This is a genomic window from Candidatus Krumholzibacteriota bacterium (genome assembly GCA_016931295.1).
Classification (GTDB): domain Bacteria; phylum Krumholzibacteriota; class Krumholzibacteriia; order Krumholzibacteriales; family Krumholzibacteriaceae; genus JAFGEZ01.
In genome coordinates, this window is sequence record JAFGEZ010000038.1 from 15,524 (window position 1) to 41,201 (window position 25,678).

At 66.9% G+C, this 25,678-nt stretch carries 23 protein-coding genes; 4 read left to right on the forward strand and 19 right to left on the reverse strand.

Annotation, left to right across the window (positions count from 1 at the left end; translation table 11 throughout):
* Position 1: 1 nt before the first annotated feature.
* The 14 genes from JW876_09880 to JW876_09945 form a co-directional block, all read right to left on the reverse strand.
* On the reverse strand, positions 2 to 850 hold the full coding sequence (locus JW876_09880; GenBank protein ID MBN1885814.1) for a class I SAM-dependent methyltransferase: 849 nt from the start codon (positions 848 to 850) through the stop codon (positions 2 to 4).
* Between the two features lie 8 nt (positions 851 to 858).
* Positions 859 to 1,536, reverse strand: a complete 678-nt coding sequence (locus JW876_09885) for a VWA domain-containing protein (protein ID MBN1885815.1) — start codon at positions 1,534 to 1,536, stop codon at positions 859 to 861.
* A 190-nt stretch (positions 1,537 to 1,726) separates the two neighbouring features.
* Positions 1,727 to 2,185 (reverse strand): hypothetical protein, encoded by a 459-nt coding sequence (locus tag JW876_09890; protein MBN1885816.1) that lies wholly within the window; start codon positions 2,183 to 2,185, stop codon positions 1,727 to 1,729.
* Between the two features lie 85 nt (positions 2,186 to 2,270).
* Positions 2,271 to 2,939, reverse strand: a complete 669-nt coding sequence (locus JW876_09895; GenBank protein ID MBN1885817.1) for a hypothetical protein — start codon at positions 2,937 to 2,939, stop codon at positions 2,271 to 2,273.
* Positions 2,940 to 2,971: 32 nt separating this feature from the next.
* On the reverse strand, positions 2,972 to 3,898 hold the full coding sequence (locus JW876_09900) for an HNH endonuclease (GenBank protein MBN1885818.1): 927 nt from the start codon (positions 3,896 to 3,898) through the stop codon (positions 2,972 to 2,974).
* 40 nt (positions 3,899 to 3,938) lie between these two features.
* Positions 3,939 to 4,352 (reverse strand): hypothetical protein, encoded by a 414-nt coding sequence (locus tag JW876_09905; protein ID MBN1885819.1) that lies wholly within the window; start codon positions 4,350 to 4,352, stop codon positions 3,939 to 3,941.
* A gap of 101 nt (positions 4,353 to 4,453) precedes the next feature.
* Positions 4,454 to 4,690: a hypothetical protein gene (locus JW876_09910; protein MBN1885820.1), complete on the reverse strand. Its 237-nt coding sequence runs from the start codon at positions 4,688 to 4,690 to the stop codon at positions 4,454 to 4,456.
* Positions 4,691 to 4,863: 173 nt separating this feature from the next.
* A complete protein-coding gene (locus JW876_09915; GenBank protein MBN1885821.1) occupies positions 4,864 to 6,141 on the reverse strand; it encodes a P-loop NTPase in 1,278 nt (425 codons plus the stop codon).
* Positions 6,141 to 7,076, reverse strand: a complete 936-nt coding sequence (locus tag JW876_09920; protein MBN1885822.1) for an ATP-binding protein — start codon at positions 7,074 to 7,076, stop codon at positions 6,141 to 6,143. Before JW876_09920 ends, JW876_09915 begins: the two co-directional genes overlap by 1 nt.
* The gene (locus JW876_09925) at positions 7,073 to 7,987 is read right to left on the reverse strand and encodes an ATP-binding protein (GenBank protein MBN1885823.1); all 915 of its coding nucleotides are present in this window, start codon (positions 7,985 to 7,987) and stop codon (positions 7,073 to 7,075) included. Before JW876_09925 ends, JW876_09920 begins: the two co-directional genes overlap by 4 nt.
* 97 nt (positions 7,988 to 8,084) lie before the next feature.
* Positions 8,085 to 8,465, reverse strand: a complete 381-nt coding sequence (locus tag JW876_09930; protein ID MBN1885824.1) for a DUF5320 domain-containing protein — start codon at positions 8,463 to 8,465, stop codon at positions 8,085 to 8,087.
* Positions 8,466 to 8,506: 41 nt separating this feature from the next.
* Complete coding sequence (locus JW876_09935) at positions 8,507 to 8,869, reverse strand: NifB/NifX family molybdenum-iron cluster-binding protein (protein MBN1885825.1); 363 nt, start codon at positions 8,867 to 8,869, stop codon at positions 8,507 to 8,509.
* On the reverse strand, positions 8,866 to 9,558 hold the full coding sequence (locus JW876_09940) for a NifB/NifX family molybdenum-iron cluster-binding protein (protein MBN1885826.1): 693 nt from the start codon (positions 9,556 to 9,558) through the stop codon (positions 8,866 to 8,868). Before JW876_09940 ends, JW876_09935 begins: the two co-directional genes overlap by 4 nt.
* Before the next feature lie 187 nt (positions 9,559 to 9,745).
* Positions 9,746 to 11,098 carry a sigma 54-interacting transcriptional regulator gene (locus tag JW876_09945; protein ID MBN1885827.1) on the reverse strand — a complete coding sequence of 451 codons (1,353 nt, stop codon included), beginning with the start codon at positions 11,096 to 11,098 and terminating at the stop codon, positions 9,746 to 9,748.
* A 285-nt stretch (positions 11,099 to 11,383) separates the two neighbouring features.
* On the opposite strand from JW876_09945, the gene JW876_09950 reads away from it, so the two are divergent.
* The 3 genes from JW876_09950 (at position 11,384) to JW876_09960 (ending at position 15,942) form a co-directional block, all read left to right on the forward strand.
* Entirely contained in the window at positions 11,384 to 12,748 is a 1,365-nt protein-coding gene (locus tag JW876_09950) for a hypothetical protein (GenBank protein MBN1885828.1), read from the forward strand.
* 2 nt (positions 12,749 to 12,750) lie between these two features.
* On the forward strand, positions 12,751 to 14,157 hold the full coding sequence (locus tag JW876_09955; GenBank protein MBN1885829.1) for an alanine racemase: 1,407 nt from the start codon (positions 12,751 to 12,753) through the stop codon (positions 14,155 to 14,157).
* Positions 14,158 to 14,241: 84 nt separating this feature from the next.
* Positions 14,242 to 15,942, forward strand: coding sequence for a mucoidy inhibitor MuiA family protein (locus JW876_09960; GenBank protein ID MBN1885830.1), 1,701 nt, complete (start codon positions 14,242 to 14,244; stop codon positions 15,940 to 15,942).
* 61 nt (positions 15,943 to 16,003) lie between these two features.
* Here the strand turns inward: JW876_09960 and JW876_09965 are convergent, their stop codons facing one another.
* From JW876_09965 to JW876_09985, 5 genes are all read right to left on the reverse strand, one after another.
* Complete coding sequence (locus JW876_09965; GenBank protein ID MBN1885831.1) at positions 16,004 to 16,573, reverse strand: hypothetical protein; 570 nt, start codon at positions 16,571 to 16,573, stop codon at positions 16,004 to 16,006.
* Between the two features lie 31 nt (positions 16,574 to 16,604).
* Positions 16,605 to 17,165, reverse strand: coding sequence for a TIGR02265 family protein (locus JW876_09970; protein MBN1885832.1), 561 nt, complete (start codon positions 17,163 to 17,165; stop codon positions 16,605 to 16,607).
* Between the two features lie 148 nt (positions 17,166 to 17,313).
* The gene (locus JW876_09975) at positions 17,314 to 19,437 is read right to left on the reverse strand and encodes a M3 family metallopeptidase (protein MBN1885833.1); all 2,124 of its coding nucleotides are present in this window, start codon (positions 19,435 to 19,437) and stop codon (positions 17,314 to 17,316) included.
* 100 nt (positions 19,438 to 19,537) lie between these two features.
* Positions 19,538 to 20,278 carry a metallophosphoesterase family protein gene (locus JW876_09980; protein ID MBN1885834.1) on the reverse strand — a complete coding sequence of 247 codons (741 nt, stop codon included), beginning with the start codon at positions 20,276 to 20,278 and terminating at the stop codon, positions 19,538 to 19,540.
* Positions 20,279 to 20,466: 188 nt separating this feature from the next.
* The gene (locus JW876_09985) at positions 20,467 to 23,058 is read right to left on the reverse strand and encodes a T9SS type A sorting domain-containing protein (GenBank protein MBN1885835.1); all 2,592 of its coding nucleotides are present in this window, start codon (positions 23,056 to 23,058) and stop codon (positions 20,467 to 20,469) included.
* A gap of 713 nt (positions 23,059 to 23,771) precedes the next feature.
* On the opposite strand from JW876_09985, the gene JW876_09990 reads away from it, so the two are divergent.
* Positions 23,772 to 25,664 (forward strand): phosphoenolpyruvate carboxykinase (GTP), encoded by a 1,893-nt coding sequence (locus tag JW876_09990; protein ID MBN1885836.1) that lies wholly within the window; start codon positions 23,772 to 23,774, stop codon positions 25,662 to 25,664.
* Positions 25,665 to 25,678 lie beyond the last annotated feature (14 nt).

Here is a 25,678-nt window from a genome sequence, read left to right on the forward strand (position 1 = left end):
GTCAGCGGCCGGGGTTTCGGGCCGAGACGGCGAGAAGCTTGCCGGCGAACTCGGTCTCCTTCTCCCCCATGTCCTTGTGGAACGAGATCTTCTCGAAGCCGGCCCGCCCGAGCATCCCGCGGAGCTCGGCCGGCCGGTAGGCCTGGGTCGTCGAGGCATAGCGGGTCGTCTCGCCGCTTTCGGCGTCGACGATGAGCCAGCGGCTCACGGTCGCCGCGGCTTCCTCCCGCCAGAAATGCTCCTCGAGCCAGAGATGCGGCCGGTCGGAGAAGAGCCCGCGCTCGAGCGCCTGCCACCACGGCGGCTCCTTTCCCTGGCGCTCGATCTCCTCGCAGGTGGCGACCTCGACGAGGACGCGCCCGCCGGGCGCGAGGGCGGCCCGGGCGCGGCAAAGGATATCGAAGGCCTCCTCGCGGCGGAAGACGCCGAACTCCCCGAAGACCATCATGACGAGATCGAAATTCTCTCCGAACTCCGCCTCGCGGACATCGGCGAGATGGTAGGCGATCTCGAGACCCGCCGCGGCCGCCTCCTCGCGGGCGTGGCGGATCGAGGCGGGACCGAAATCGATCCCGACACACCGGTGGCCCCGCGCGGCGAGGCGCCGCGCGTAGAGCCCGGGACCGCAGGCGAGGTCGAGGATGCTGGACGGGCCATCGAGGAAGCGCTTCCCGATCCAGTCGACGTGCCGGTCGACGACCGCCTCGCGCCGGCTCGCCCAGTCGCTCTCCTGCGAGAGGTGGGTCGCGAGGATCCGCTCGCTGAACGCGGGATCGTTCCAGGGGATCTTCTCCCCCTCCTCCCACGGGTCCGGGGGGATCTTGCGTTCGATGATGTCTCGCAGGTCCATTCGTCTCCCTACCGGTCCGGTGAGTTGCTCCGCATTTTCAGCGAGGACCACGTGTTCTCCGCGACCGGCGTCGCCAGGATGTTCGCGACGAGTGCGCCGGGGTTTCCCAGAGTATGCACCGGGGAACCGAGCGTTGCCAGGTATTCCTCCAGCCCGTAGTTTGAACCGACGGCGACCGGAAAGACGGTCGCGCCGAGGGCGACGAGGTCATCGATCTCCTGCTGGGCCGCCTGCTTCGCATTGGCCGTGTCGATCGGCCGGTTGGGCTCGCCGTCGGTCAGCACGACGACGATGTCGGGAAATCCGCTCCTGCCGTATACCATCAACTGACTCCGCGCGCCGCGCAATCCGCAGTACAGGCAGGTTCCGTCGCCTCCGCACCAGACCATGTTCGCAAGCGCCCCGACGACGGATGCGGAATCCGCATTCAACGCGACGATCAGCCGCTCCGACAGGGCGAAACCGTAGGCGCCGAAGCGCGCCGCTCTCGGCCCGGTGAAGTCGAACGCCGCGACGACGTCGAGGCAGTACTGCTTCATGGCCGCGAACTCCCCCGAGTCGATGCTGTTCGATTCGTCTATCACGAACACGACATCGGCGTACGCCGACACCTTTGCCGGCGCAAAGCCGACAACCGCCAGGCAGGCGACCGAAACGAGAATGAATCTGGAAAGGTTACCGTACATCGACGCCTCCTTCGTCCCTGTCCCCGGCGAGCGCCGGAAAACGATTGCAAGACATGTACAGATGGCGTGATACGGATTCGCGTGCGCCGCGCATGACGGATCCCGTCCATCAGCCCGGACTACGCATCAGAAGATGTAACACGAAGGTGGCGAGACTGCAAGCACGATCGGGAGCATCGCGCATTCGGCGTCAACGGCGGTCGGCCAACCCGGAGGTCCTCGCCGGCGAATCGCCCCACCAGAACAGGCTTTTGGCGCGCCAGAGATAAAGAATAGCCCAGACGGAGAAGAGAACGAACGGCGAGAAGAGCACGGCCCCGGGGCTGACCAGGCCGAGGCGCGCGTCACGGCACCAGATCACCGTCATGGAGTAGAGCCAGAGGATGTTGACCATCTGCGCGGCGAGCCAGCCCCACGCCCGCATCCGCCAGAGGCCGACGGCGCCGACGACGAGGGTGAGCGCCGCCCACACGAGATCGCCGACCATGAATCCGAAGGTCGCCGACACCGAGCCCGCGTCCATTTCCCCGGGCGATGCGGCTCCGGGGGCGAAGAGCCGTGCGTACACGAGCACCCAGAAGGCGATCGTGAGCATGGCGGCGAACGCGTCGACGACGGCGATGACGGTGATGCCGCGGGGTCGCTTCATGATGATCCTGCCTGCCTTTCCCTGTGCGGATTCATCTCGATCGCTTCTCTGCAGCAGCGATGAGCATTTCGCGCGCTCTATCACGCTAGAACCAGCTTTCCTTTTTCGCGGGGCCTTCCCTGGAACGAACATACTTGATTGCCGGTTCACGTTCGTTCACTGAGATCGCCTCGATGTAAAGGCTTTCTTTCGGGCCAACGCCGGGAACGGAGATGACGAACATGCTGTCCCTGGTGACGACGGATGACGTGCCAGGAAAGGCAGGTGTGATCTCCCATTGCGCCGGAGGCCTGCTGAAGGCGACTTCGACGCGCTCCGCCGTCCGTTCACCGTTGTTACGCACGCGAACGTCGATCTCCCATACCTTGTCGACACGCTGATCGAGAAAGGCACGGGACGCGGATATGGACGCGTATCCTCTCACGCTGTCGGAGTTCAAATGAACCATCAACATCGTCACCTTGTCGCCTCTTTCATTCCTCGGCCAGGTCGGGTTGCCGCGAACGTCGTCCGCCAACCAGTCATCGTCCCGATGTTTCCTGAGAAAAGAACCGATGCTGTCTGGCCGCATGATTGTATCGTATCCTCGTGGTGCGACGGCATAGACCAGCCCGGGACGAGGCTCAAGCCAGCGCTGAACATACAGGGTCAACAGCACGCTGATCGAAGCGACGAAGAGATTCGAGATTATCGGGTGCCTGTTTCGAGAACGAACCATTGATTCCACCGAGGCAAACAGAAGCCCAGATTTCATGAAGCCGCTGCGGCAACGATTCGCGACATGATTCAGATCACGCGGCGCTCGGCTTCCCTGAATCTGCCGAACCGCATTTCCAGACGCTCCCGGCTCGGCCGCCGATCGACCGCCCGGGGAAGGATGATCCGGTTTCCATCCATCCCCTTGAGCCCGTGAAGCAGCATCGGACCATCCTCTTCTTCCAAAATATCACGCCGGACCCGAATGAAATAGTCGGGATCGATTCCGAGGAAGAATTTATCATATGCCGCGTGGTGGAGTTTGCAGAGGGCTATGCCGTTCACGACGACCGGTTCACCCCCCGGTTCCCCGTCGGGGATGATGTGGGCGGCATCGAGGAGTTCAGCGTGCCTGAGCCGGCAGAGCGCGCACTGCTGCCGGTATGCCGTCAGCACACGCTCGCGGAATCCCCGCTGATGGAGACGTTGCTTCACCGTGGAGGTGATGTACTGCCTGCGTCCCATATCCTCGGCAACCATTGCCTCACTCCTGGATCGTTTGAAGATCCCCGCATGAGCGGCATCGTCCACGGCCACCTGGAATGTCAGCGCAGCCGGATTGTCTCCGACTATGAATACGGGCCAGACAGCCATGTATTTTCCCGGGCTCACCGCATGAAAGTAAACCAAGGGGATGTTTCTCGCCATTGCCGTGCGGAGACCGACATTATCCCGGTGACGAGGGTCCGAACCCCGATATCGATAGAGGATCAGCCCACCGTTTCCAAGCCGGTCGTCGTACGGACCGTGAACGGTTGTCGTGATCGAGAGGGGAACTTCAAGAACCCGGGGCTTGAATATCCCCTGGGGCCCAACAACGGGAATCCGGTTGCCGTCGAACTCGAAACCCTGGGCGAGAAGGCTGCGGGGGAGAATCTCGTCATGCGTCCTGGCCTGATCGCGGAGCCACTGAAAGACCGCCGCTCTCACTCTCTTGTCGTCTAATCGCTCTGTCATTTCCTATCCCCGTATTCTTCACGCCATCGCATGAGCCTGGCTACTTGTACTTTTTCGGTATCGCGCTGTTGAGCGGCGGCACCTCACCGAAGCGAAACAGGTACCGCTTGATAAGCGTCTCCTCCTCAGCTTCTGCCTCTTCACGAGTGGCGAAAGGTTTGAACGCGATCTCATAACGGGCCCCGGAAAACCTGCGCCGCAAGCAAGAACGCCGTTCAAGCATATGCAATAAATTGGCTTCTGAATGCCCCCAGCCCGTGGCAAGACCGCGGACAAATTGCCGCCTGCGTTTCTTCGCGTTCTTTGTCACGCCGATCTGAAGGATACCAGACGGATCCTTGCGCAGGAATCTTTGTATCGTGGCAACTTCATCACCAATGATGAAACGCACCTTGTACGACGCCGGTCCTGCATAATCGACAGGTGAATCGATCGGTCGGAATCTCCATCGCATCAATCGCCTCCAATGCAATCCAACGTTCCAGGCTGATGCGGCACGTACCGTGCAGTTCACATGGCATCCAGACAACTACCAGGGCATTATGGGGATATGCCTCAAATTCCTTTCGTCACACGTTGCCACCAGCGTTCCGGAGTCATAGCAAACTGCCTCGAGGCCGCTTTCATCTGGATCGGCCGAGCGACGAATGCATCCACTTTCGATTCCAGGTCGGCGTACGCGACAGGATCGATTCCCCTGTCTCTTTCAGGTAATGCCACTTCGAGGCCTGCGCGGAGTAGTTCATCAATGATGCGATTCCGACCGAGCAGTTCGATGACCTGTGTATCCACACCGCCTCCAGCGAATGTATACACATATGTATCTATTTATCGAGACGAGGATAGCACGTCGGAAGCTCAGCATGCCAGAGATAGATTAAAACCGGGGAGCAGGAACGATGAAAACGCCGGCGGGCCTTGTGAGGCCCGCCGGCGCCGGTGTATTCGCGCATGTTTTTCCGCGCTCAGTGGTCGCAGACGTTGTCGCCGATCTCGAGGTCGCCGGTCATCCACGCCTTCGCGATCTCCTCGGGAGTACCGGCCGGGGCGCCGGTGATCAGGTTGATCCCCCGCTCGCGGAAGAGTCCCTGGGCGCGCGAACCCATCCCGCCGGCGATCACGAAGTGGATCCCCCGGTCGTGGAGCCATGCGGGCAGCACGCCGGGCTCGTGGGGCGGCGGATCGAGATACTCGACGCCGTGCACCTGCTTCGCCTCGCGATCGACCGAGACGACGGCGAAGGTCTCGCAGTGGCCGAAGTGCATGCAGAGTTTCCCCTCGGCGACAGGGATGGCGATCTTGTAGAGGCCGTCGCTGTCCGCCCCGCTCTCCTTCTCCTCCGCCGCGGGCGCCGCCCCGGCGGCGCCGTCGCTCGCGCAACTCGAGCAATTCCCGCTGCACCCGCTCGCGGCCGCCGCCGGAGCGGTCGCCTCGCTCGCGGGCCTCGGGGGCAGCCCGAGGATGGGAGCGGCGATCTTCGCGAACAGCTTGCCCGTCTCCGTCTCGGGGAAGGTGGTGACGTAGGGCTTGCCATCGTCGCTCGCCGAGACGATGCCCGGATCGATCGGCACGGCGCCGAGGAAGGGCACCTTCATGTCGCCGGCCATCAGTTCGCCGCCGCCGCGCTTGAAGATATCGGTCACCTCGCCGCAGTGCGGACACGTGAACCCGCTCATGTTCTCGACCACCCCGAGAACGGGGACGCCGAGCTGGTGGCAGAAGTTGATGCTCTTGCGGACGTCGATGAGGGAGACGTCCTGGGGCGTCGTGACGATGACGGCGCCGTCGGCCTCGGGGATGAGCTGCGCGATCGACAGGGGCTCGTCCCCCGTCCCCGGCGGCGAGTCGACGATGAGGAAATCCAGCTCGCCCCACTCGACGTCGCCGAGGAACTGCTTGATGACCCCGTACTTCATCGGGCCGCGCCAGATCACCGCGTCGTCCTGGTCGCGCAGGAGGAAACCGATCGACATGATCTTGAAATTGTCGCCGATGGCGAAGGGATGGATCGTGTTCTCGTCGACGACGTGCAGCGGCATCCCGTCCACGCCGAGCATCTTGGGCACGCTCGGTCCGTGGAAATCGATGTCGAGGATGCCGACCGACTTGCCCGCCGCGGCGAGCGCGACGGCGAGATTGACGGCGACCGTGCTCTTGCCCACGCCGCCCTTGCCGGAGAGCACGAGCACCGTGTGCCGGATGTTCTTCATCCGCGCGGCGACCTTGGGATCTTCGGGACCCATCAATGTTCCTCCTGTTCGATCACGTATTTCACGCGGTTCCAGACGCGGCGGACGTCCTCGGCGGCCGGCCCGTCGCCGATCTCGACGACGCTGCGGCCCGCGATCTGCGCCGCGGTGACGGCCGCATCGTAGCGGATCCGCCCCGCGACGGGCACGCCGTTTTTCGAGGCGAACTCCTCGATCTCGGCGGCCGCGTCCATGTTGATGTCGTACTTGTTCACGGCGACCATCGCCGGCACATCGAAGTGCCGGGCCAGCTCGATCACCCGTCCGAGGTCGTGGATCCCCGACAGGGTCGGCTCGGTCACGACGAGCACGAAGTCGGCGCCGGTGATCGAGGCGATCACCGGGCATCCGATCCCCGGCGAGCCGTCCACGAGGACCATGTCGATCCCCTCCTCGTCGGCGATCCGCCGCGCCTCGCGCCTCACGAGGGAGACGAGCTTGCCCGAGTTCTCCCCACCGGGCCGGAGCCGCGCGTGCACCATCGGGCCGAACCGCGCGTCCGATACGAACCAGTCGCCGGCTGTCTCCTCCACGAGATCGATGGCCTCCGCGGGGCAGAAATATGCACAGACCGCGCAGCCTTCGCAAGCGATCTCGTCGATCGCGTATCGGGTTGCGGCGGCGGCCCCCCCCGGAGTCCCGCCGCCTGCCGCTGCCGCGTTCGTTTCCCCGAGAGCCGATACCGCATCGAAGCGGCAGAGTTCCTCGCACCTGCCGCAGCCCGTGCAGCGCGCCGGATCGATCCTGGCGACGACTCCGCCGCTGAAGCTCTCCGTCCGCTTCACGCGGGGGTCGAGGACGAGATGGAGATCGGCCGCGTCGACGTCGCAGTCGGCGGTCACGCATCGATCGGCGAGCGCGGCGAAGGCCGCGAGGATGCTCGTCTTGCCCGTTCCGCCCTTGCCGCTGATCACGACGAGTTCCTTCATTCCGTCACCTCCGCGTCGCTCGTCCGGTCGTCACCGGGCGCGGCCCCCGGCGCCGATCCCGTTTCGTCCAGGACCGCGAGCAGGGCCTCGATCCGCGCCCGGAAGCCCGGGACGGCGTCCACGGGCAACTCTCCCCGCGAATAGGCCTCGGCCACCGTCCGGTCGTCCGGAATGCGGGCGAGGATCCCGATGCCCTTCTCGTCGCACCAGCGGTCCACCCGGTCGTCGCCGGCGCCGTCGCGGTTCACGACGACCCCCGGCTCGAACCCCATCGTGCGCACCGTTTCGACGGCGATCGCAAGATCGTTGAGCCCGAAGGGGGTGGGCTCGGTGACGAGGATCACCCGGTCGGCGCCGCGCACCGACTCGACCATCGAGCACGAGGCCCCCGGCGGCGCGTCGACGATGACGAGCCCGTCCGCGGGGATCTCGCGCTTGACGGCCCTGATCACCGGCGGGGCCATCGCCTCCTTGACGTTCAGCGTCCCGTGGAGGAATCCCACCTCGGCGCCGCCGGCGGTCCGCGCCGTGCCCGACTCGAGGACGCCGACCTCGCGCGGCCGCTCCGTGATCGCCCGCACCGGGCAGACGAGCGCGCAGCCTCCGCACGCGTGGCAGAGCTCGTGGAAGGTGAGGACGCGATCGAGGATGAGGGTGATCGCCTTGAACCGGCAGATCCGCCCGCACTCGCCGCAGGCGGTGCAGAGCGCCTCGTCGACGACGGGCATCAGCATCGTCACCGGCTCGCTCCGGTCGATCTCCGGCTTGAGAAAGATGTGGCCGTTCGGCTCCTCGACGTCGCAGTCGACGTAGGTCGACCGCCTCCCGGCCGCGGCGGCCACCGCCGCGAGGTTCGTCGCGATCGTCGTCTTGCCCGTTCCGCCCTTGCCGCTCGCGATTGCTATCCTCATCGTCTCACCGTCTCCATGTCGACCGGTGAAGGCAGGGCCCTGCCTTCACCGGCGTTCGCCTCTCCCCGGATCCATCGGGAGAGGGCACCGTTGTTCGCTACTTCTTCTTCTCGTCACCGGCGGATTCGAGCTCCTCGATCCGCTTCGTGACCTCGGCAAGGCCGTTCTTCAGGTAGCCGGCCTCCTCGCGCAGGGCCGCGAGCTCGTGCTCGCGATCCGGCGCCTGCGGGGCAGCCGGCCCGGCGTTCCAGTTCCACGCCCATCCGGGCACGCCCGTCGCGTAGAACCGGTTGCGCCGCCCGCGGCCGCCGCCGCCGAAGCCGCCACCGAATCCGCCGCCGCGGCCGAAGCCGCGACCGAACCCGCCGCCGAAACCGGGGTTCATGTAGCCGGGCGTATCGTACCCGGAGCAGTACCCCAGGCCCCGCCCGGTCCGGGGACCCATTCCCTGCGGTCCCGTTCTGTCTCCTCTCGGCATCGTCGCCACCTCCTTTCGTGGTCGTTGATCCCGTCCGTTCGCTACTGCCAGTGTCCCTGGACGTCCGGCCCGCCGGTCACCTGGAGCTTCCCGTCCTTCCAGGCCGCGATGGCATCCGCGACCGTGCCGGAGATCCCCGACGCGATCGTGACGCCCGCCGCCTGGAGCGTGCGGAAGGCCTTGGGCCCGACGTGGCCCGTCAGAACCACGTTGATATTCTCTTTCGCCATGCGCTCGCCGGACTGGATGCCGGCCCCCTGCATCGCGTTCATGTTGACCGCGTTGTCGACCGCCGTGTACTCGCCGGTCTCCGTGTCGTAGATGACGAAGTGTTTCGCGCGTCCGAAACGCTCGTCGACGGGGCTGTCCTTGTCGGGCCCCTGCGCCGTTACCGCGATCCTCATTGTCCCCCTCCTCCGCGATTGTTCCGGTTGCGTCCGCTGCCCTGACCCTGGCCGCCGCCCTGGCCCTGACCGCCGCCCTGGCCCTGGCCACGACCCTGGCCCTGGCCACGACCCTGGCCCTGCCCGCCGCCGCGTCCCTGGCCCATACCGCCGCCCTGACCCTGGCCACCGCCCTGGCCCATGCCGCGACCCATGCCGCCGCCACGTCCCCGGCCCTTGCCCTGGCCCATACCGCCGCCCTGTCCGTTTCCCTGTCTCATACCGTCGCCTCCCCGTGCGCCGCGTCCCATACCGGCGCCCATGCCACCGCCTGCGCCCCGTCCGCACCCTCCGGCCCAACGCCCCCGCCCGCCGCCACACCCCGGCATGAGATAGCCGGCATCGCCGAGCCGCCCCGCCGCGTACGCGGCGAGCACCTCGTCGACCGGCCCGCTCACGAACGGGATCAGCGTGATCCCGGCGGCGACGACCATCTGCCCGAGCGGGTTCGAGACGGCGCCGCAGATGAGCGTGTCCACGCCGAGTTCGACGAGCCGCCGCGCCCGGTGGGGCGGGAAGGTCGCGGCCAGGTCAACCTCGTCGCGACCGCGCTCGCCCCCCTCGTCGATCTCGACGAGGAGAAGCCGCGCGGCCGTGTCGAAGACCGGCGAGACGCGTTCGTTCCATATGGGTATCGCGAGTTTCATCATCGTTTCACCAATGCGACGGTAACGCAAGGGGCGTGCCGCATGCTCGTCCCGAAATGACATAATCTGTAACGCCTTATTATACAACATTTCATACGGAGAGACGATCCGCCGGCGCGCGACGCACGGTGACGCATGGTTGCGTATATGCTACGGTATCCGGGGGCGGGATGGTTGCGGCGGCGCAGTCCTAGTCGTTTTCGCCGGGGTGCCGGCTGCGGCCGTCGGTGTCGGGCAGCTCGAGACCGAAGCGGCGGACCTTTCGCCAGAGGGTGGTCTTGTGCATCCCGAGCTCGCGCGCGGTTGCCTGGCGGTTCCACCCGTTCCGCCTGAGCGCCTCGAGAAGGAACCGCGCCTCGATCTCTTCGAGGCTCCCGCCGGCCGCGGCCAACTCCTCGTCGGCGGGGCGCAGGTGGTCGGGCAGGTGCCCGGGCTCGATGAGACCCTCGCGGCAGAGGACGAAGGCGTGCTCGACGGCGTTCTCGAGCTCCCGAACGTTCCCCGGCCAGTCGTGGCCCATGAGGATCGCCATCGCCTCGGGAGCGACGCCGCCGATCGCCTTTCCCTTGAGGCGGTTGAACCGCTCCACGAAACGGTCGACGAGAAGCGGGATGTCCTCGCGACGGCGCCTGAGCGGCGGCACGCGCAGGCGGACGATGTTGATACGGTAGTAGAGGTCGCGGCGGAACTTGCCCGCCTCGACCATCCGGTCGAGATCGCGGTTCGTGGCGGTGATGATCCGCACGTCGGCCGCCACCGGCCCGGTGCCACCGAGCGGCTCGTAGACCCGCTCCTGCAGGACGCGCAGGAGCCGCACCTGCATCGCCGGCGAGATGTCGCCGATCTCGTCGAGGAAGATCGTCCCCCCCTCGGCGAGGGCGAAGCGACCCGGCTTGTCCTTTTTCGCGTCGGTGAAGGCGCCGGCCCTGTAGCCGAAGAGCTCCGCCTCGAGCAGCGTGTCGGGGAGCGCGCCGCAGTTCACCGACACGAGCGGTCCCTCGCGCCGGGGGCTGAGGTCGTGGATCGCCCGCGCGACGAGCTCCTTGCCCGTGCCGCTCTCCCCCTCGACGAGGACGGTGCTCTCGCTCTCGGCGATCTCGGGAAGGATGTCGAAGATGCGGCGCATCTCGTGGTTCCGGCTGACGATGTCGCCGAGCGAACGGCTCGCGTCGAGCTCGCGGCGCAGCGCCTCCTCCACCGAGAGGTCGCGGAAGGTCTCGACGCCGCCGATCGCCTCTCCCGCCTCGTCGCGCAGCACGGCCGCCGTCACGCTCACCGTGAGCGGCTCGCCGTCGGCGCGGATGATCGAGATCGCGCGGTCGCGCACCGGCGCGCCCTCGGCGAGCGCCCGGCGGATCACGCAGGCCGTCTCGCAGACGGTGGCGCGGAAGACCTCGGCGCAGATCCTGCCGATCGCCTCCTCGCGCGGGATCCCCGTGATCTCCTCGGCGGCGGCGTTGAAGGAGGTGATCCGCCAGTCGAGGTCGACGGTGAAGACCCCCTCGGCGAGCGAGTCGAGTATGATGTCGCGGTCGGCGTCCATCCGGTACCTGCCCGCGCCCGTGGTTGCCCGGAGCGCGTCGTGGCGGCCGGACGCGCTCCGGTCGCCCCGCCCGCTCCGACGGGTCGCATGTCCAATGATACAGGCCGGCCCGCCGCGGCGCAAGGGATATCGTTGCATATTTGCTACGATATAACCGGGTCGTACCCGCCGCATCCCCGAATATTTTCCGCTGCGGCGACGATTCCGCTTGCGTACCGGGGCCGAACATCTATTATTTGCGTGATTTTCAACTCATTCCACCGGCCGCGCGGGACGGCGGCCCGGATGCGGGCGACCATGCAGCGCTGCGACATGAACGAACACGACGACCCACCGTCATCGCAACGGCTCCTGTTGTTTCCCGCGTACAACATCGGGGACAGCGAGCTGCTCCATTTCATCAAGAGCCTCGAGCGCGCCGACCTGGCGGACCGCGTCCTCCTCGTCTGCCCGGCCGATTTCGCCACCGCCCACGCCATCGATCCGGCGCGCACCATCGTCGACGAGTTCGACGACGTTCCCGCCCTCGTCGAAAAGGTCGCCGCCTGGAAAAACGAGCACCGGTGCGTCTTCACCGGCATCGTCGGCATCGACGAGGAGGTGCAGTTCCGGCTCTCGCGCAAACTGGCGCGGCGTTTCGGCCTCGAGTTCTACGGCGAGGCCACCTGCGCCATCGCCGCGAACAAGTACCTGCAGAAGCGCGCCTTCAGCGAGCACGGCGTCCCGACGAGCGACTTCGCGCTCTGCACGGGACGGCTCGCGGACGCCGCCCGCCGCATCGGCTTCCCCAGCGTCCTGAAGGCGCTCTCGGGCACGCAGAGCCATTTCGTTTTCTTCAACCGGAACGCCGGCGAGCTGGCCGCCAACCTGCGCAGGATGAGCCGCGCCGCCGCCGCGACGAACGGCGATCCGCGGTTCGCGCGGCAGCGCGCGATGCTGGACGGACGCCGCGTCACGCTCGACCCGAAAAGCCAGTTCCTTCTCGAGGCATACGTCCCGGGCGATGAGTACAGCTGCGATTTCCTCGTCCGCGACGGCGCGATCAAGATCATCCGCGTGACCGGCAAGCTCCCCGGCTCCCACTTCGGCTACGCCGGCGGCTACCGGCTCCTGAACGAGGCGGGGCTGGCGCGCGCCAACATCGGCCGGGCGCGTCTCGAGGCGGTCTGCCGCGGGATCGCCCGCGCCCTCGGCATCGACGCCGGCGTCTGCATGGTCGACTTCAAGAAGGGCGACGGCGGGATCGTCGTGCTCGAGACCTCGATCCGCCCCGGCCTCAGCGCATTCAACCACCTGATGTACGACATCTGCGGCTACACGTCGCTCGCCCTGATGGCCATGGAGAAGCTGGGCCGGCCGGTTCGCGTGGAACTCCCCGACGCGCGGGGCGCGGTCGTCTACCTCTACGACTCGGCCGACGGCGTGCCGCGCCCGCTCGATACGCCCCTCCGCGACGACCTGTTCTCCCGGTGCGCGGTCACCGCCACACATCTCTACCGAGACGACGGCGGGCGCGCGGCGGATTCGGCCGTCGACCACTCGGCGCTGCTGCGCGGCTACGTCGTCCTGAACGATCTCGACGGGACGGCTCCGCCTCCCGGCCGTCCGGCGGCGCGCGCCGCCTGCGGGATCGAGGCCGGGGAGCGATGAAAATGGACCGTCGCGGCGAGATCGAGCGTCTCCTCGGCGAGCCCGTCACGGCGAGTCCGCCCGGCTCCTTCCTCCCCTTCATCCGGCGGATCGACACGGAGCGCCTGCGGGCGAGCGCCGAGCGATTCGGCACACCCCAGTACTGCCTCGATCTCGACAGGCTGCGCGAGCGGGCCGGCCTCTTCGCCCGTACGATGCGCTCGCACCTGCCGGCGAGCGAGTGCTTCTACGCCTTCAAGTGCAACGATTTGCCTCTCCTCGTCAAAACGCTGAAGGAGGCCGGCTTCCAGGCCGACGTGGCGGGGATCTTCGAGCTCGAGCTGGCCTTGCGCCTCGGGTTCGAGCGGATCCTCTTCAGCGGCCCGGGCAAGAGCGCCGACGAGCTGGCCCTCGCCGCGCGCAACGGCGACCGGGTGACCGTCATCGTCGACAACATGGACGAGCTTCGTCTCCTTGCCGATGTCGCCGCCCGCGAAGGCGCGGAACCGGCCCTCCGGATCGGCTTCCGCCTGCGGGGGATCCGCTCGCCGCGCGCCGGCGGGAACTGGTCGAAGTTCGGCATCGCCCTCGACCGCCTTCCCGGGGCGATCCGCGTCGCCGACGACTCGCCGCGGCTCGACTGGGCGGGGCTCCACTTCCACGCGAGCTGGAACAGAACGCCCCGCGCCTACGAGGAGAACATCGCCCGGATCGGCGGATTCCTCGGCGGGCACATCCCCGGCGATCGGCTCCGGCGCATGCGCTTCTTCGACGTCGGCGGCGGCTTCTACCCCGAAGGGACGGCCCTCCTCGCCCGGGGAACGGACCGCGGCACGGTGGAGGAGATCCTCGCGGAGCGGCGGCGCCTCGCCGGCCGCCCCGGCGAGGAGACCGGCTTCGATCCGGACGCCTTCGTCATGACCGAGGTCGCGCCGATCGACGAGTTCGCCTCCGCGATCGCAGGGAGCGTGCGGACGCACATCGAGCCGCTCGCGCCCGGCGCCGCCGTCTACCTCGAGCCGGGACGCTTCATCGCCGCCCATTCCACCACGATCCTTCTCACCGTCACGGCGGTCAAGCCGGACTGCGTCATCGTCGACGGCGGGATCAACATGCTCGGCGACTCCGGGCCCGCCGAGTACGCCTTCGCCCCGATCGTCAATCTCTCCCGCCCAGGCGACGGGCTCTCGCGGCGCACCGTCTGCGGCCCGCTCTGCGACCCGGCCGACCTGTGGGGCCGGATTGTTTACGGCGGGGAGCCGCTGGCGGGCGACCTCCTGGCCGTCCTGCACCAGGGCGCCTACACCTTCTCGACGGCGTGGCGGTTCATCAAGCCGATCCCGCGCTACGTCGCCTGCTCGGGCGGACGCCTCGCCCTCGCCCGCGAGACCGAACGCTTCGACGACCGCTACGCGGGCTGCCGCTTCTGACCCAAAGCCGTTGACTTCGCCGTCGGCTGCTGATTTACTCGACGCGGAGACCCCGCACGCAACCCCGAACGGAGGTAACCCGCCATGACAGCTCGCAAGACGCGTCCGGTCGCCGCGCTGCTTTTGTTCGCCGCGGCCCTGCTCGCGGCCGGCGCCCTCGCCGGCGCCGCCGCGCGGAACGAGACCGTCCTCGAGACGACGATCGTCTCCGCCGACATCTACGGAGGACTCGCCAGGGTGACGCGCCGCGGCCGGGTCGCGCTGACGCCGGGAACGTGGCGTATCGTCTGCGACGATTTGCCGAACGCCGCCGACGAGACGAGTCTCCAGGTGGCCGGCGCGGGCACGGCGGGGGCCGTCATCCTCGGCACCGATATCGAGCGGATCGTCGAGCCGCCCGAGGAGACGCCGCGCTACGGCGAGCTCCGCGCGCGGCGCGACGCGCTCCAGGGTCGCCGCGACTCCCTCGCCGTCGTCGTCACGGCCCTCGCGAACCGGTCGTCCTTCCTGAAGATGCTCGCCGCCCTCCCGACGAAGCAGGGTGAGGAGCAGCATCCCCCCGACATCTTCCGCGTGGACGACTGGCGTGCGCTCATGGACTTCCTCCAGGCGGACGAGACGGCCACGTGGCACGCCGCGCACGACGTCAAGAAGCGCGTCGATGAGATCGACCGCACGATCGCCGCCATCGACGCGGAGCTCGGCTCGATGAAGCGGGAAAGCTGGCGGCGGCGCCTCGTCGTCTCCTGCGAGGCGTCGTCTCCCGGCACCCTCTCGCTCGACGTCACCTACAGCGTCGGCCCCGTCTCGTGGATCCCGCGCTACACGATCCGCTACGACGCGGCGACCGAGCGGATCGGCCTCGACTACCGCGCGCGCATCAACCAGAAGACGGGGGAAGACTGGCGCGACGTCGCCGTCACCCTCTCGACGGCGAAGCCCCACATCGGCGCGGCGCCTCCCGATGTGAGGCCCTTCTACGTCCGCCGCCTCCGCCCGCTTCCTCGCGGCGGCCGGGGCGGCTTGCAGGAGATCGTCGTCGAGGCGGAGGCGGTCAACGACGTCGCCGAGGCCGTCGCGATGAAATCCGCCGTCGTCTCCGCCGATGCCGTGGCGACCGTGGCCATGAGCCAGTTCGCCGCGAGCTTCGCCCTCCCGGGCACGGTGGACCTGCCGAGCGGAGACGCGCCGAAGACGGTCCTCGCCACGCACGCGATCCTCGCCGGCGCCCTCGCCCGCTCGACCGCCCCGCGTCTCTCCAGGCACGTCTTCATCACCGCCGAGGCGGAGAACACCCTCGGCGTGCCGATCCTCGACGGCCAGGCCGAGGTCTACGTGGAGACGCCGGCCCCCGGGCGGACGGGCACCGTCTCGACCTTCGTCGGCCGGGCCGACGTCGCGGCCGTTCCCGCGGGCGGCACCTTCCCCGTCCACCTCGGCGCGGACCAGGACATCGCCGTCTCTTTCGAGCTCGTCAAGCGCGAGCAGGTCTCCCCGGACAGCAGGAGCCGTCGCGCGATCCGCTTCACCTACGAGATCGGGATCGAGAGCTTCAAGCAAGAGCCCGTCGAGGTGACCGTGCGCGACCGCGTGCCCGTCTCCGCCGAGAAGGACATCAGGATCGGCGACGTCGATCTCGACCCCAGGCCGAACGAGCGGGACGAGGAGACGGGGCTCTGCTCGTGGACGCTCCTCCTCCAGCCGAAGGAGAAGCGACTGATCGGGATCGCCTACACGATCTCCGTACCGGCCGAATGGCCGGAGCACCTCGTGCCGATGGAATAGGGGCGAGCGCCCGCGGGCGCAGGCGCGGAGACGGACGCGGCGCGGCCGGACGCGCAGCCCCTCACGCCCGGGGCATGCAGACGATCTCGCGGATGCGCGTGTCGAAGAAGGTGTGGGTGTTGGCGGCGGTGAGAACGATCGCCGTGTCGGCGCCCTTCCCCGTGCCGGCGATCGCGACGACCTCGCTCCCCGCGCAAACGAGTCCCGCGTCGGCGGCCATGCAGGCGATCTCGCAGCAGACCTTGGCGCCCTGTCCGAAGAGCCGCAGCGTGTTCGCGACGATTCCGTCGGCCTGCGCGCCGCCGAGCCGCCGGTCGACCGCCCGGCCGATCATCCCGAAGGCATGGCCGGCGAAGAAGATCCTTCCCCCGGCCGCCTCGATCGCCGCGCGATGTGCGTCCCGCATCGCGACGGCGTTCGGTTCGCGGAAGCCGCAGACGCCCCCGCAGACGACGAGATCGAATCCCCCGAAGACCGCCGCGGCCCCCGCGCCGGTCTCGCCCGTGTAGGAGGCCACGACGATCGTGCGGAGTTCCAGCGCGTCGGCGCGCTCGCGGGCCAGGCGCAGCGTCTCGCCGGTATTCGCCGCGCCGCACCGCTCGAAATATCGGATCGATCGTTCCATGGTCATGGCTGCATCCGATCAACCCGGGCGAGCCGGCCTACATCTCCCACTCGAAGCGGTAGCGGCAGACGGCTCCACCCTTCGCGCGGCATTCCTCCTCGGCCGCCTCGACGTTCTTCGCGCCGCACATCCGCAGGGCCTCCTTGTACCAGCCGATGACCGTCCCGCAATCGGGGGCCGAGAAGGTTTCCGCCTCGAAGGTGGTGACGACGCCCGAGGTCGGGCCGGTCTCCTGGTATTCCCGGTGCCCCTTGTCGTAGTAGAACTTGTATATCATCGGAGTCTTCCGCATGAAGGCCTGCGGATCGCCCGGCGCGAGGAATGACTTGTTGACCTTCGTGAGGCCGCGCCGGGCCGACGTGGCCCCGATCTTCTCGAAGATGTCGGTCTCGCCCTCGCCGAGGACCCTGGCGATCGCCCGATCGAGATGCTCGCCCACCTCGAAGGGATACCACTTGGCCGTGAGAAGCACATCGTCGCCGAGCACTTCCCGGTCGGGGCCGGGAAGCACGGCGAGCACGCGCTCCCAGGCGCCGTGGCCGTATTCGTCGTTGACGAACTCCTTGCGTGCCTGCAGGACCATACCCTTGATCTGCATGGGTCACCTCGCTGTTGATGCCGCGTTCAGGGCCGAACCTAGCGCAGGCGCCGACGGATGTCAAACGACGAAAAGAGGCCTCCCCCGCACGGGGGAGGCCTCCGTCTATCGGACAGGGCCGGAGAGCCGGATCCGTCCGGCGTCGCCGCTAGATCAGGCCGCGCCGTTCGAGCATCGGCTCGTTCTTCGGTTCCGCGCCGCGGAACTTCACGTAGAGGACCATCGGGTCCTCCGTGCCCCCCTTCGAGAGGACGAACTCGCGGAACCGCCGCGCGGTCTCCCGGTCGTAGAGATCGCCCGTCTCCTTGAAGGCCTGGAAGGCGTCGGCGTCGAGGACCTCGGCCCAGATGTAGCTGTAGTACCCCGCCGAATAGCCGCCGGAGAAGATATGCTGGAAGTAGGTCGACCGGTAGCGGCTCACGATCTCGGGGATCAGCCCGATCCGGTCGAGGGACGCCGTCTCGAAGGCGACGGGGTCGACTTCGACGGCCTCGGTCATCGTGTGCCAGTCCATGTCGAGAAGCGAAGCGGCGAGATACTCGGTGGTGGCGAATCCCTGGTTGAAATGCTTCGCCTTCCTGATCTTCCCGATCAGTTCCTCGGGAATCGGCTCGCCCGTCTCATAGTGGCGGGCATAGACCTTCAGCAGCTCCGGCTCGCCGGCGAAGTTCTCCATGATCTGCGAGGGCAGCTCGACGAAATCCCACGCGACGGCCGTGCCGGAGAGCGTCTCGTAGGTGCAGTCGGAAAGCAGGCTGTGCAAGCCGTGGCCGAACTCGTGGAAGAGGGTCAGCACCTCGTCCCAGCTGAGCAGCGAGGGGCTGTCCGCCGTCGGCTTCGAGAAGTTGCCGACGTTCGTGACGATCGGCGTCACCTCGCCGTCCATGCGCTGCTGCTTGCGGATGGCGCCCGACCACGCGCCGCCGCGCTTGCTCTCGCGAGGGAAGTAGTCGGTGTAGAGGATGCCGATGTGCGAGCCGTCGGCCTCCTTCACCTCGAAGACGCGGACGTCCTCGTGGTAGACGGGGATGTCCTTGCGCTCCTCGAATTGCAGGCCGTAGAGGTTCCCGGCGAGATGGAAGACGCCCTGCAGGACGTTTTCCAGCTCGAAGTAGGGCTTCAGCATCGTCTCGTCGAGATCGTACTTCGCCTTCTTCAACTTCTCGGCGTAGTACCACCAGTCCCAGGAGGCGAGCTTGAAGTCGTGCCCCTCGTCGTAGACGAGCTGCTGCATCATCGCTCGCTCGTCCTTCGCGCGGGCGAGCGCAGGCCACCACAGCCCGTCGAGGAACTCGTGGACGCGCTCGGGGGTCTTCGCCATCCGCTCGTCGAGGATGAACGCGGCCCAGGAGTCGAAGCCGAGCAGGTTGGCCTTGCGGACGCGCAGGGCGGCGATCCGGGCGGCGTTCTTCTTGTTGTCGAACTCGTCGTCGTTGTTGCCGCGCATCGTGTAGGCGCGGTAGATCTTCTCGCGCAGTTCGCGGCGGTCGGAATACTGCAGGAAGGGGATCATGCTCGGCTTGTGGAGCGTGAAGACCCAGCAGTTCTCGTGGCCGCGCTCGGCGGCGGCCTCGGCGGCGGCGGTGACGACGGCGTCGGGGAGGCCGGAGAGATCGGCTTCGTCGTCGATCACGAGCTCGAAGGCGTTGTTCTCCTTCAGCACGTTCTCGCCGTACTGCAGCGAGAGGACGGCGAGCTCCTTGTTGATCTCGCGCAGCTCGGCCTTCTGCTCGTCTTCGAGGGCGGCCCCGCTGCGCACGAAGTTCTTGTAGTACTCCTCGAGGAGCCTGTGCTGCTCGGGATCGAGATCGAGCGTTCCGCGCATGTCATAGACGGCCTTGACGCGCTCGAAGAGCTTTGCGTCGAGGCTGATGTTGTCGCGGTGATCGGAGAGAAGCGGCGCCGCTTCCCTGGCGATCTCCTGCATCCTCGGCGAGGTGTTCGCCGAGTTGAGCGCGAAGAAGATGTTCTCCACGCGGGAAAGCAGCTCGCCGCTCCGCTCGAGCGCCTCGATGGTGTTCTCGAAGGTGGGGGCGGCGGTGTCGTTCGCGATCAGGGCGATCGCATCCCGCTGGGCGGCCATGCCCGCCTCGAAGGCCGGCGGGTAATGTGCCTCCTCGATGCGGTCGAAGGGCGGCACGCCGAAGGGCGTATCGAATTCGGCGAGCAGGGGATTGCCTTCCTGCATCGTCCCGGGCGCCTTCTCGACGCAGGAGATGAACAGGACACCCGTCGCGAGAACCAAAAGCAGCGCCTTGGTCGCGTTGCGCATATCGGATCTCCTTGCCTGTGGAGTTGGACGATAGAGATACATGCAGGAAAGGTAGTCGCCGGACGGCCGCCGGCACAAGGGGAAATTCCCGTGTCGCCTCTCAGGCCGACGTCCGTCCCGTCCTGAGCCACGCGGCCCAGTCGTCGCGCCCGCCGCGCTCGGCGAGGCGGGCGACGGCCTCGCAGTCGTAGCGCACGCTCACCGGCTCCACCTCCCATCCCGCCCTCGTTTGATGGAGGACGGCGTAGCGGGCTGCCGGCGAGCCGGTCTCCATCACGTGCGGGTACGGCTCGGCGTCCGCGAAGGCCGGGCAGCCGACCGATCCGGGATCGACGACGAGCGTGCCGCCGGACAAGGCGATCACCCGCGGCACGTGGTCGTGCCCGCAGAGGACGAGCGCCCCGCGGTACCCGTCGAGACGGGAGGCGACGGCGGCGGCGTCGCGTTCGACGGCGCCGGCGGGTGTCACGTCCCAGAGCAGGTACTCGTCGTCGGCGTCGGGCGAGGCGTGGAAGCAGACGATCCCGCCCTCCACGTGCGCGACGGCCGGCAGCGACTCGAGCCAGCGCAGGTGCTCGCCGGACAGCATGCCGCGGACGTGGCGCGCCGTCGGGTCCGCGTCGGCCGCCTCCCCGATGAGCAACCGGTCCTCGTTGCCCCGGACCGTCGTTATCGGCCGCGCGAGGAGCATCTCCGCCGTGCGGCGCGGATCGAGCGGGCCGTAGAGGCTGTCGCCGAGGTTGACGATCCGTCCGATCCCGCGCCGGTCGATGTCGGCGAAAACGGCGCCGAGGGCCCGGTGGTTGCCGTGGATGTCCGAGATGACAGCGATGCCGCTCACGATGCCTCCTTTCCCGCCCGCCGGGGAGAAAACCGCCGCGACCGAGGATATACGGTCGGGGCGCGGCATGCAACCCCGCCCCGACCCGGGGGGCCGGGCAGGCGATCCCGGCGGACCCCGAAAAGGCACGGCCCGGCCGCCTCCGGGCGACCGGGCCGTCTGCAGCCGCTGACGCAGGCGAAACGCGATCAGCGGAGCAGGATGAGCTTGCGGGTCCGCTCGTACCCCGGCGCGGTCATCCGGCAGAAGTAGACGCCGCTCGCCATGCGCGAGCCGGCGTCGTTCGTGCCGTCCCAGAGGACCGTCTGCTCGCCGGCGTTGCGCACGCCGGCGACGAGCGTCCTGACGAGGGCGCCGCGCACGTCGTAGACCTTGATCTCGACGCGCGAGGTGGTCGGCAGGTTGAACGCGATCGTCGTCGTCGGATTGAACGGGTTCGGGACGTTCGCGTCGAGGGCGAAGACGCCGCGCGGCGTCTCCTCCGCGTCGGGCCGCGAGTAGCGGCCGGTCGACACGAAGATCCATTCCCGCCTGACGTCCCGCGAGATCGGCGCGAGTTCGTTCGCGTCGAAGACGAGGTCGATCACCTCGCCCCGCGACAAGGTGAGCACGCCGGCCGGAGAGGCGGCGACGGCGTCGCAGTGACCCGACGGCGCGGTGTGCTCCGCCCGGAGCAGGACGGGCTCGACCGGCACGCCCTTCCATTCCTCGGCCTCGCGGAACTCGATCATGTCGGTCCGGTACCATCCCTCCCACGAGTAGCGGAGCACGAGATCGCGATCGGGAGAGAGGAGCCGCTTCTCGACGAGGGTCGTCTGCAGCGTCTTCTCGGCCCGCGAGTCGGCCTCCGAGACGAGAATCCAGCCGTCTTCGGTCTTCACCGAGATGCGCAGCTTGGAATCGGGGGCATCCTCGCCGGCCTTCAGCACATCGGGCTCCTTCGGCCGCGGCTCCTGCGAGGTCGAAACGAACCGGCGGATCTGCTCCGGCGAAAGGGTGCCGAAATCGATCTCGAACCAGCCGTCTTCCCGGCTGTCGTAATAGACGCCGTCACGGGCGGCCAGGAGCGGCTTGATGTCCTCGCCGTTGTGATCGCGCGCCGACTTGATCATGAACAGGCGGCCGAGCGTGATGATCTCTCCCTCCCGCGTCACCTGGATCGCCTGGTCGGCGGGATGGTCGATCGCCAGGAGGCGGAAATCGCTGAACCGGCTGGTCTCGAGACCGTCCTCGCGGACCTGGAAACGCAACTGTCCGTCGACGGCGGCGACCGCGTTGTTCATCAGGTACCAGTCGGTCACGTCCGTCTCGACCGTACGGCCGTCGCACTGCGGAAGGATCGTGTTCTCCCTGGCGAATGTCTCGCCGTTCCATACGTACAGGGCCGGGCAGGACGGCGGCGGCGGCGTTGGAACGATCGTGATCATGCCGTCGTCCAGCGTCAGATCGGCCTCGTGCATCCCCAGTCCACCGTACCGGTCGAACCAGACCTTGTTCACCGTCCAGAACCTGATCTTGAACTTCGTGCCGACCGGGTAGGCGGCGTTGCGCGAGAAGTTGATGGCGAACACGTCGTCGGGCAGATCCTCGAGATCCATGCCGAAGCTCGCGACCGACCTGAATTTCAACAGGTCGGGGTAGTCCTGGTTCGTGATCACGTCCGGCGCGGGATACCCGGCGCCGATGGTGAGATCCACGTACGTCAGGCTGTCGCTGGGGAACTCCACCTCGAGGTAGAGGCTGTCCACCGGCATGTTCGAGTCGATCTCGATCGGCACCGAATATCCGGTCGCCGACGAGTAGTAGCCGACCTCGTCGATGTCGGCGGTGGCGACGTGGTCGGGCACCATGATCCAGCCGGGGACGAGATAATCGACTTCCTCGTAGTTCCCGCACGCGGTCCGCCAGAGACCGTAGAAGGGCGCCAGCGTGTACGAAACGTCGTCGGCGCCGTTCACCAGGTCGAAGCTGATCGTGCAGATCTCGATCTCCTCGTCGACGGCGACGAGCGGATCCGTCGGCCAGAAGAGGAGTTCGAGCGTATCCCCCGTGACGGTGCTGTAGATGCTTTCGCCGACAAGCCCCGGCAGGGGAGTCACCTCGTCGAACACGAGCGACGAGGAATCGAAGGTGAGCTTGACCTGTATCGGTTTTCCGGGAACGTTCTGGTGATACACCACGACAACGTCGACGCTCTCTTCTCCGGGGAGGGCCGTCGCGTTCTCGATGTCGTACCAGGTCGCGTAGACGGATTTCAGGCCAACCTCGCCGCCGTAGCGGACCGGCGAATAGGATCCGGAGCTCGTGTAGTAGTTGTACTCGTCGTCGTCGTAGAATTCGATCTCCGTGGTCGTGCCGTAGCCGAAGCACAGGACGTCGAGATTGACGAACGCGAAAGGCTCGCTTGACGACAAAACGAACTCCTCCTCGTTCGACAACCACAGCTTGATCGTGTCGTCGCCCATCGCGGCGAACTGCGTCGTCGCCGTATCGGGCAGGAAAGCCGACCACGTGATCGAATCGAACTCGAAGGCGCTGTCCGGCCAGACGATGTAGCACTGGAGGTAATCGAGCGTCGATTCCGTGTCGAGGTAGATTGGCACGGCGATCGTCGTGAGCGGCAGCTGATTCGTGAGACTTCCGATCATGAACGTCGAATTCGGATCGGGTTCCGCGAGCATCGACCGGCCGCCGCCGTCCTTCTCGATGTCCGCGAACGCGGTCGCCGCCAGCAGGCACGCCACCGGCAGGACCAGCAACAGAACACGAGAGCGAACCATCCCTTCCCCCTTTCCCGGCCCCTTCCGGGGCCGCGGACGCCTCATACAGTGAATGTGTGCCGGCCCGCGAGGCGGGGTGAGAGCTGAATCCGCGGGCCGGCGCAATCGTACCGCAGATTATCTGTGATGTCAATTACATATTTTCATGTGCAAGCGAAGCAGCGCACGACCGCACAGAATCAATGCAATCACATTTAATTACAACATTATGTAACCGTCTATTTACGGTGTATCTCATCGTTTACTGTCAATTTTTATTGATATAATAATGCTTGTTTTGTGTGTTGCGCCGACTCCCGCGTCGCCGCGCGTTGACACGATCGCCGGCGGATCGGGCAACGGCGGATATTGCGCGGGAGCGATCGCGCGCCGGCGAGGTGCGCCGGCGAAAACAGATAAAGTCGAATTGCAAGCAACCAGGGCTGAAAGAAGAATCCTTCATCTCTGATTTACAGAGAAAACGCACTCGTAAATCTTGTATGTACATCTTTCATATACATGAATCGGAATATTTTTCCGCGAGGAGCGCCAGCGCATGTTGACTCTCTCCGGCTGTCGTTGCATCATACGGTGTTTTGACGATCCGCGGCCGATCCCTCCCCTGCGGGAAGGCGGCGGGCAACGGACCGGACCGACGATCGCGATCGAGACGGCCGGCGGCGAACGCGGGGAACGCGCCCCGCCGCACCGGACGCCCGAACAGGGAGAGCTGGATGAACGACACGTACCGCGAGCTCCTGCAGCGGAAGATGGTCGGCGACGGCTACGAGAAACTCGTCGCCCTCGGCAACGCGAAGCTCTACGACTTCGTGGGCGAGAGCGTCGCCCTCTGCGAGCCCGACAGCGTCTACCTGTGCGACGACAGCGACGAGGATGCCGAATACGTCCGCCGCACGGCAGTCGAGATGGGCGAGGAACGCCCGCTCGCCAGGAACGGCCAGACGATCCACTACGACGGTTACGGCGACCAGGCCCGCGACAAGGAGAATACGCGGTACATGGTCTCCCGCGGGATGATGGAGGAGATGACCGGACTGAACTGCATCGAGCACGACGAGGGTCTCGCGGAGATCCGCGGCATCGCGCGCGGGATCATGCGAGGCAAGCAGGCGATCGTCAAGCTCTTCTGCGAGGGTCCGCCGATGAGCGCCTTCGCCGTCGCGTGCGCGCAGATCACCGATTCCTTCTACGTCAGCCATTCGGAGGACATCCTCTACCGCCGCGGGTTCGAGCATTTCCGGCGGATGGCGGACAAAAACGATTTCTTCCGCTTTCTCCACAGCGCCGGCCGCCTCGACGAGCGCGGCTGCTCGGTCGACCTCGGGAAGCGCCGCATCTACCAGGACCTGGTGACGATGACGGTCTACTCGATGAACGACCAGTACGCCGGCAACTCGATCGGGCTCAAGAAGCACGCGATGCGACTCGCCATCAAGAAATCCGGGCAGGAGGGCTGGCTCTGCGAACACATGTTCGTCATGGGCTGCCGCAACCACCGGACCGGCCGGATCACCCATTTCTGCGGGGCCTATCCCTCGGCGTGCGGCAAGACGTCGACGGCGATGCTCCCCGGCGAGACGATCGTCGGCGACGACATCGCCTACTTCCGCAACATCGACGGCGAGTTCCGCGCGGTGAACGTCGAGCGGGGGATCTTCGGGATCATACGCGACGTCAATCCCGAGGACGACCCGGTGATCTTCCGCACGCTGCAGTCCGAGCGGGAGATGATCTTCTCGAACGTCCTCGTCGGCCCCGACGGCAACCCCTACTGGCTCGGGATGGGCGTCGAGACCCCCGACACGGGCGAGAACCACTCGGGCCCCGGTTGGCATCCGGGAAAGAAGGACGCGAACGGCGCCGAGATCCCCATCGCGCACTCGAACAGCCGCTACACGATCCGCATGCAGTACCTCGAGAACCTCGATCCGTCGTGGAACGACCGCGAGGGCGTACGCGTGGGCGGGATCATCTACGGCGGGCGCGACGGCGACACGAGCGTCCCCGTCGAGGAATCCCCCGACTGGGAGGACGGGATCGTCATCAAGGCCTGCACCCTCGAGTCGGAGACGACGGCGGCCACCCTGGGCGCCGAGGGCGTGCGGAAGCCGCAGCCGATGGCCAACCTCGACTTCATCTCCTATCCGATCGGCGACTACGTCAGGAACAACATCGCGTTCGGACAGGAAATCGCCGATCCGCCGCGGATCTTCGCGATGAACTACTTCCTGCGCGGCGCCGACGGGGCCTTCTGCTCGTGTAAGCTCGCCAAACGGGTCTGGCTGCACTGGGCGGAAGGGCGCGTGCACGGCGAGTACGACGCGCTGCGGACGCCGACGGGATTCATCCCCGTCTACGAGGACCTGCGCGTCCTCTTCGACGAGCTCCTCGGGAAGCCCTACGGGCAGGAAGATTACGAGTACCAGTTCTCGTTCCGCTGCGACGCCTGGCTGGCCAAGATCGAGCGCGCCGAGGCCTTCTTCCGCAAACGCGCGCCGAAACTTCCCCGGTCCGTCTTCGATCGCTGGGCCGACGCCCGGCGGCTGATCGAGGCCGCCAGGGTCAGATGCGGCGGCGTCATTCCCCCCGGAACGTACACCGGATAAGGCGCGGCGGGTCT

What these genes read in the sequence shown, in the direction of transcription:
- JW876_09895 (MBN1885817.1), bottom strand. Translation starts at nt 2,939, where the DNA reads ATGAAATCTGGGCTTCTGTTTGCCTCGGTGGAATCAATGGTTCGTTCT.
- JW876_09975 (MBN1885833.1), bottom strand. Translation starts at nt 19,437, where the DNA reads ATGCGCAACGCGACCAAGGCGCTGCTTTTGGTTCTCGCGACGGGTGTC.
- JW876_09990 (MBN1885836.1), top strand. Translation starts at nt 23,772, where the DNA reads ATGAACGACACGTACCGCGAGCTCCTGCAGCGGAAGATGGTCGGCGAC.
- JW876_09945 (MBN1885827.1), bottom strand. Translation starts at nt 11,098, where the DNA reads ATGGACGCCGACCGCGACATCATACTCGACTCGCTCGCCGAGGGGGTC.
- JW876_09920 (MBN1885822.1), bottom strand. Translation starts at nt 7,076, where the DNA reads ATGAAGGAACTCGTCGTGATCAGCGGCAAGGGCGGAACGGGCAAGACG.
- JW876_09930 (MBN1885824.1), bottom strand. Translation starts at nt 8,465, where the DNA reads ATGCCGAGAGGAGACAGAACGGGACCGCAGGGAATGGGTCCCCGGACC.
- JW876_09970 (MBN1885832.1), bottom strand. Translation starts at nt 17,165, where the DNA reads ATGCAGATCAAGGGTATGGTCCTGCAGGCACGCAAGGAGTTCGTCAAC.
- JW876_09905 (MBN1885819.1), bottom strand. Translation starts at nt 4,352, where the DNA reads ATGCGATGGAGATTCCGACCGATCGATTCACCTGTCGATTATGCAGGA.
- JW876_09890 (MBN1885816.1), bottom strand. Translation starts at nt 2,185, where the DNA reads ATGAAGCGACCCCGCGGCATCACCGTCATCGCCGTCGTCGACGCGTTC.
- JW876_09880 (MBN1885814.1), bottom strand. Translation starts at nt 850, where the DNA reads ATGGACCTGCGAGACATCATCGAACGCAAGATCCCCCCGGACCCGTGG.
- JW876_09885 (MBN1885815.1), bottom strand. Translation starts at nt 1,536, where the DNA reads ATGTACGGTAACCTTTCCAGATTCATTCTCGTTTCGGTCGCCTGCCTG.
- JW876_09985 (MBN1885835.1), bottom strand. Translation starts at nt 23,058, where the DNA reads ATGGTTCGCTCTCGTGTTCTGTTGCTGGTCCTGCCGGTGGCGTGCCTG.
- JW876_09965 (MBN1885831.1), bottom strand. Translation starts at nt 16,573, where the DNA reads ATGACCATGGAACGATCGATCCGATATTTCGAGCGGTGCGGCGCGGCG.
- JW876_09900 (MBN1885818.1), bottom strand. Translation starts at nt 3,898, where the DNA reads ATGACAGAGCGATTAGACGACAAGAGAGTGAGAGCGGCGGTCTTTCAG.
- JW876_09935 (MBN1885825.1), bottom strand. Translation starts at nt 8,869, where the DNA reads ATGAGGATCGCGGTAACGGCGCAGGGGCCCGACAAGGACAGCCCCGTC.
- JW876_09925 (MBN1885823.1), bottom strand. Translation starts at nt 7,987, where the DNA reads ATGAGGATAGCAATCGCGAGCGGCAAGGGCGGAACGGGCAAGACGACG.
- JW876_09950 (MBN1885828.1), top strand. Translation starts at nt 11,384, where the DNA reads ATGCGGGCGACCATGCAGCGCTGCGACATGAACGAACACGACGACCCA.
- JW876_09940 (MBN1885826.1), bottom strand. Translation starts at nt 9,558, where the DNA reads ATGATGAAACTCGCGATACCCATATGGAACGAACGCGTCTCGCCGGTC.
- JW876_09915 (MBN1885821.1), bottom strand. Translation starts at nt 6,141, where the DNA reads ATGGGTCCCGAAGATCCCAAGGTCGCCGCGCGGATGAAGAACATCCGG.
- JW876_09960 (MBN1885830.1), top strand. Translation starts at nt 14,242, where the DNA reads ATGACAGCTCGCAAGACGCGTCCGGTCGCCGCGCTGCTTTTGTTCGCC.
- JW876_09955 (MBN1885829.1), top strand. Translation starts at nt 12,751, where the DNA reads ATGGACCGTCGCGGCGAGATCGAGCGTCTCCTCGGCGAGCCCGTCACG.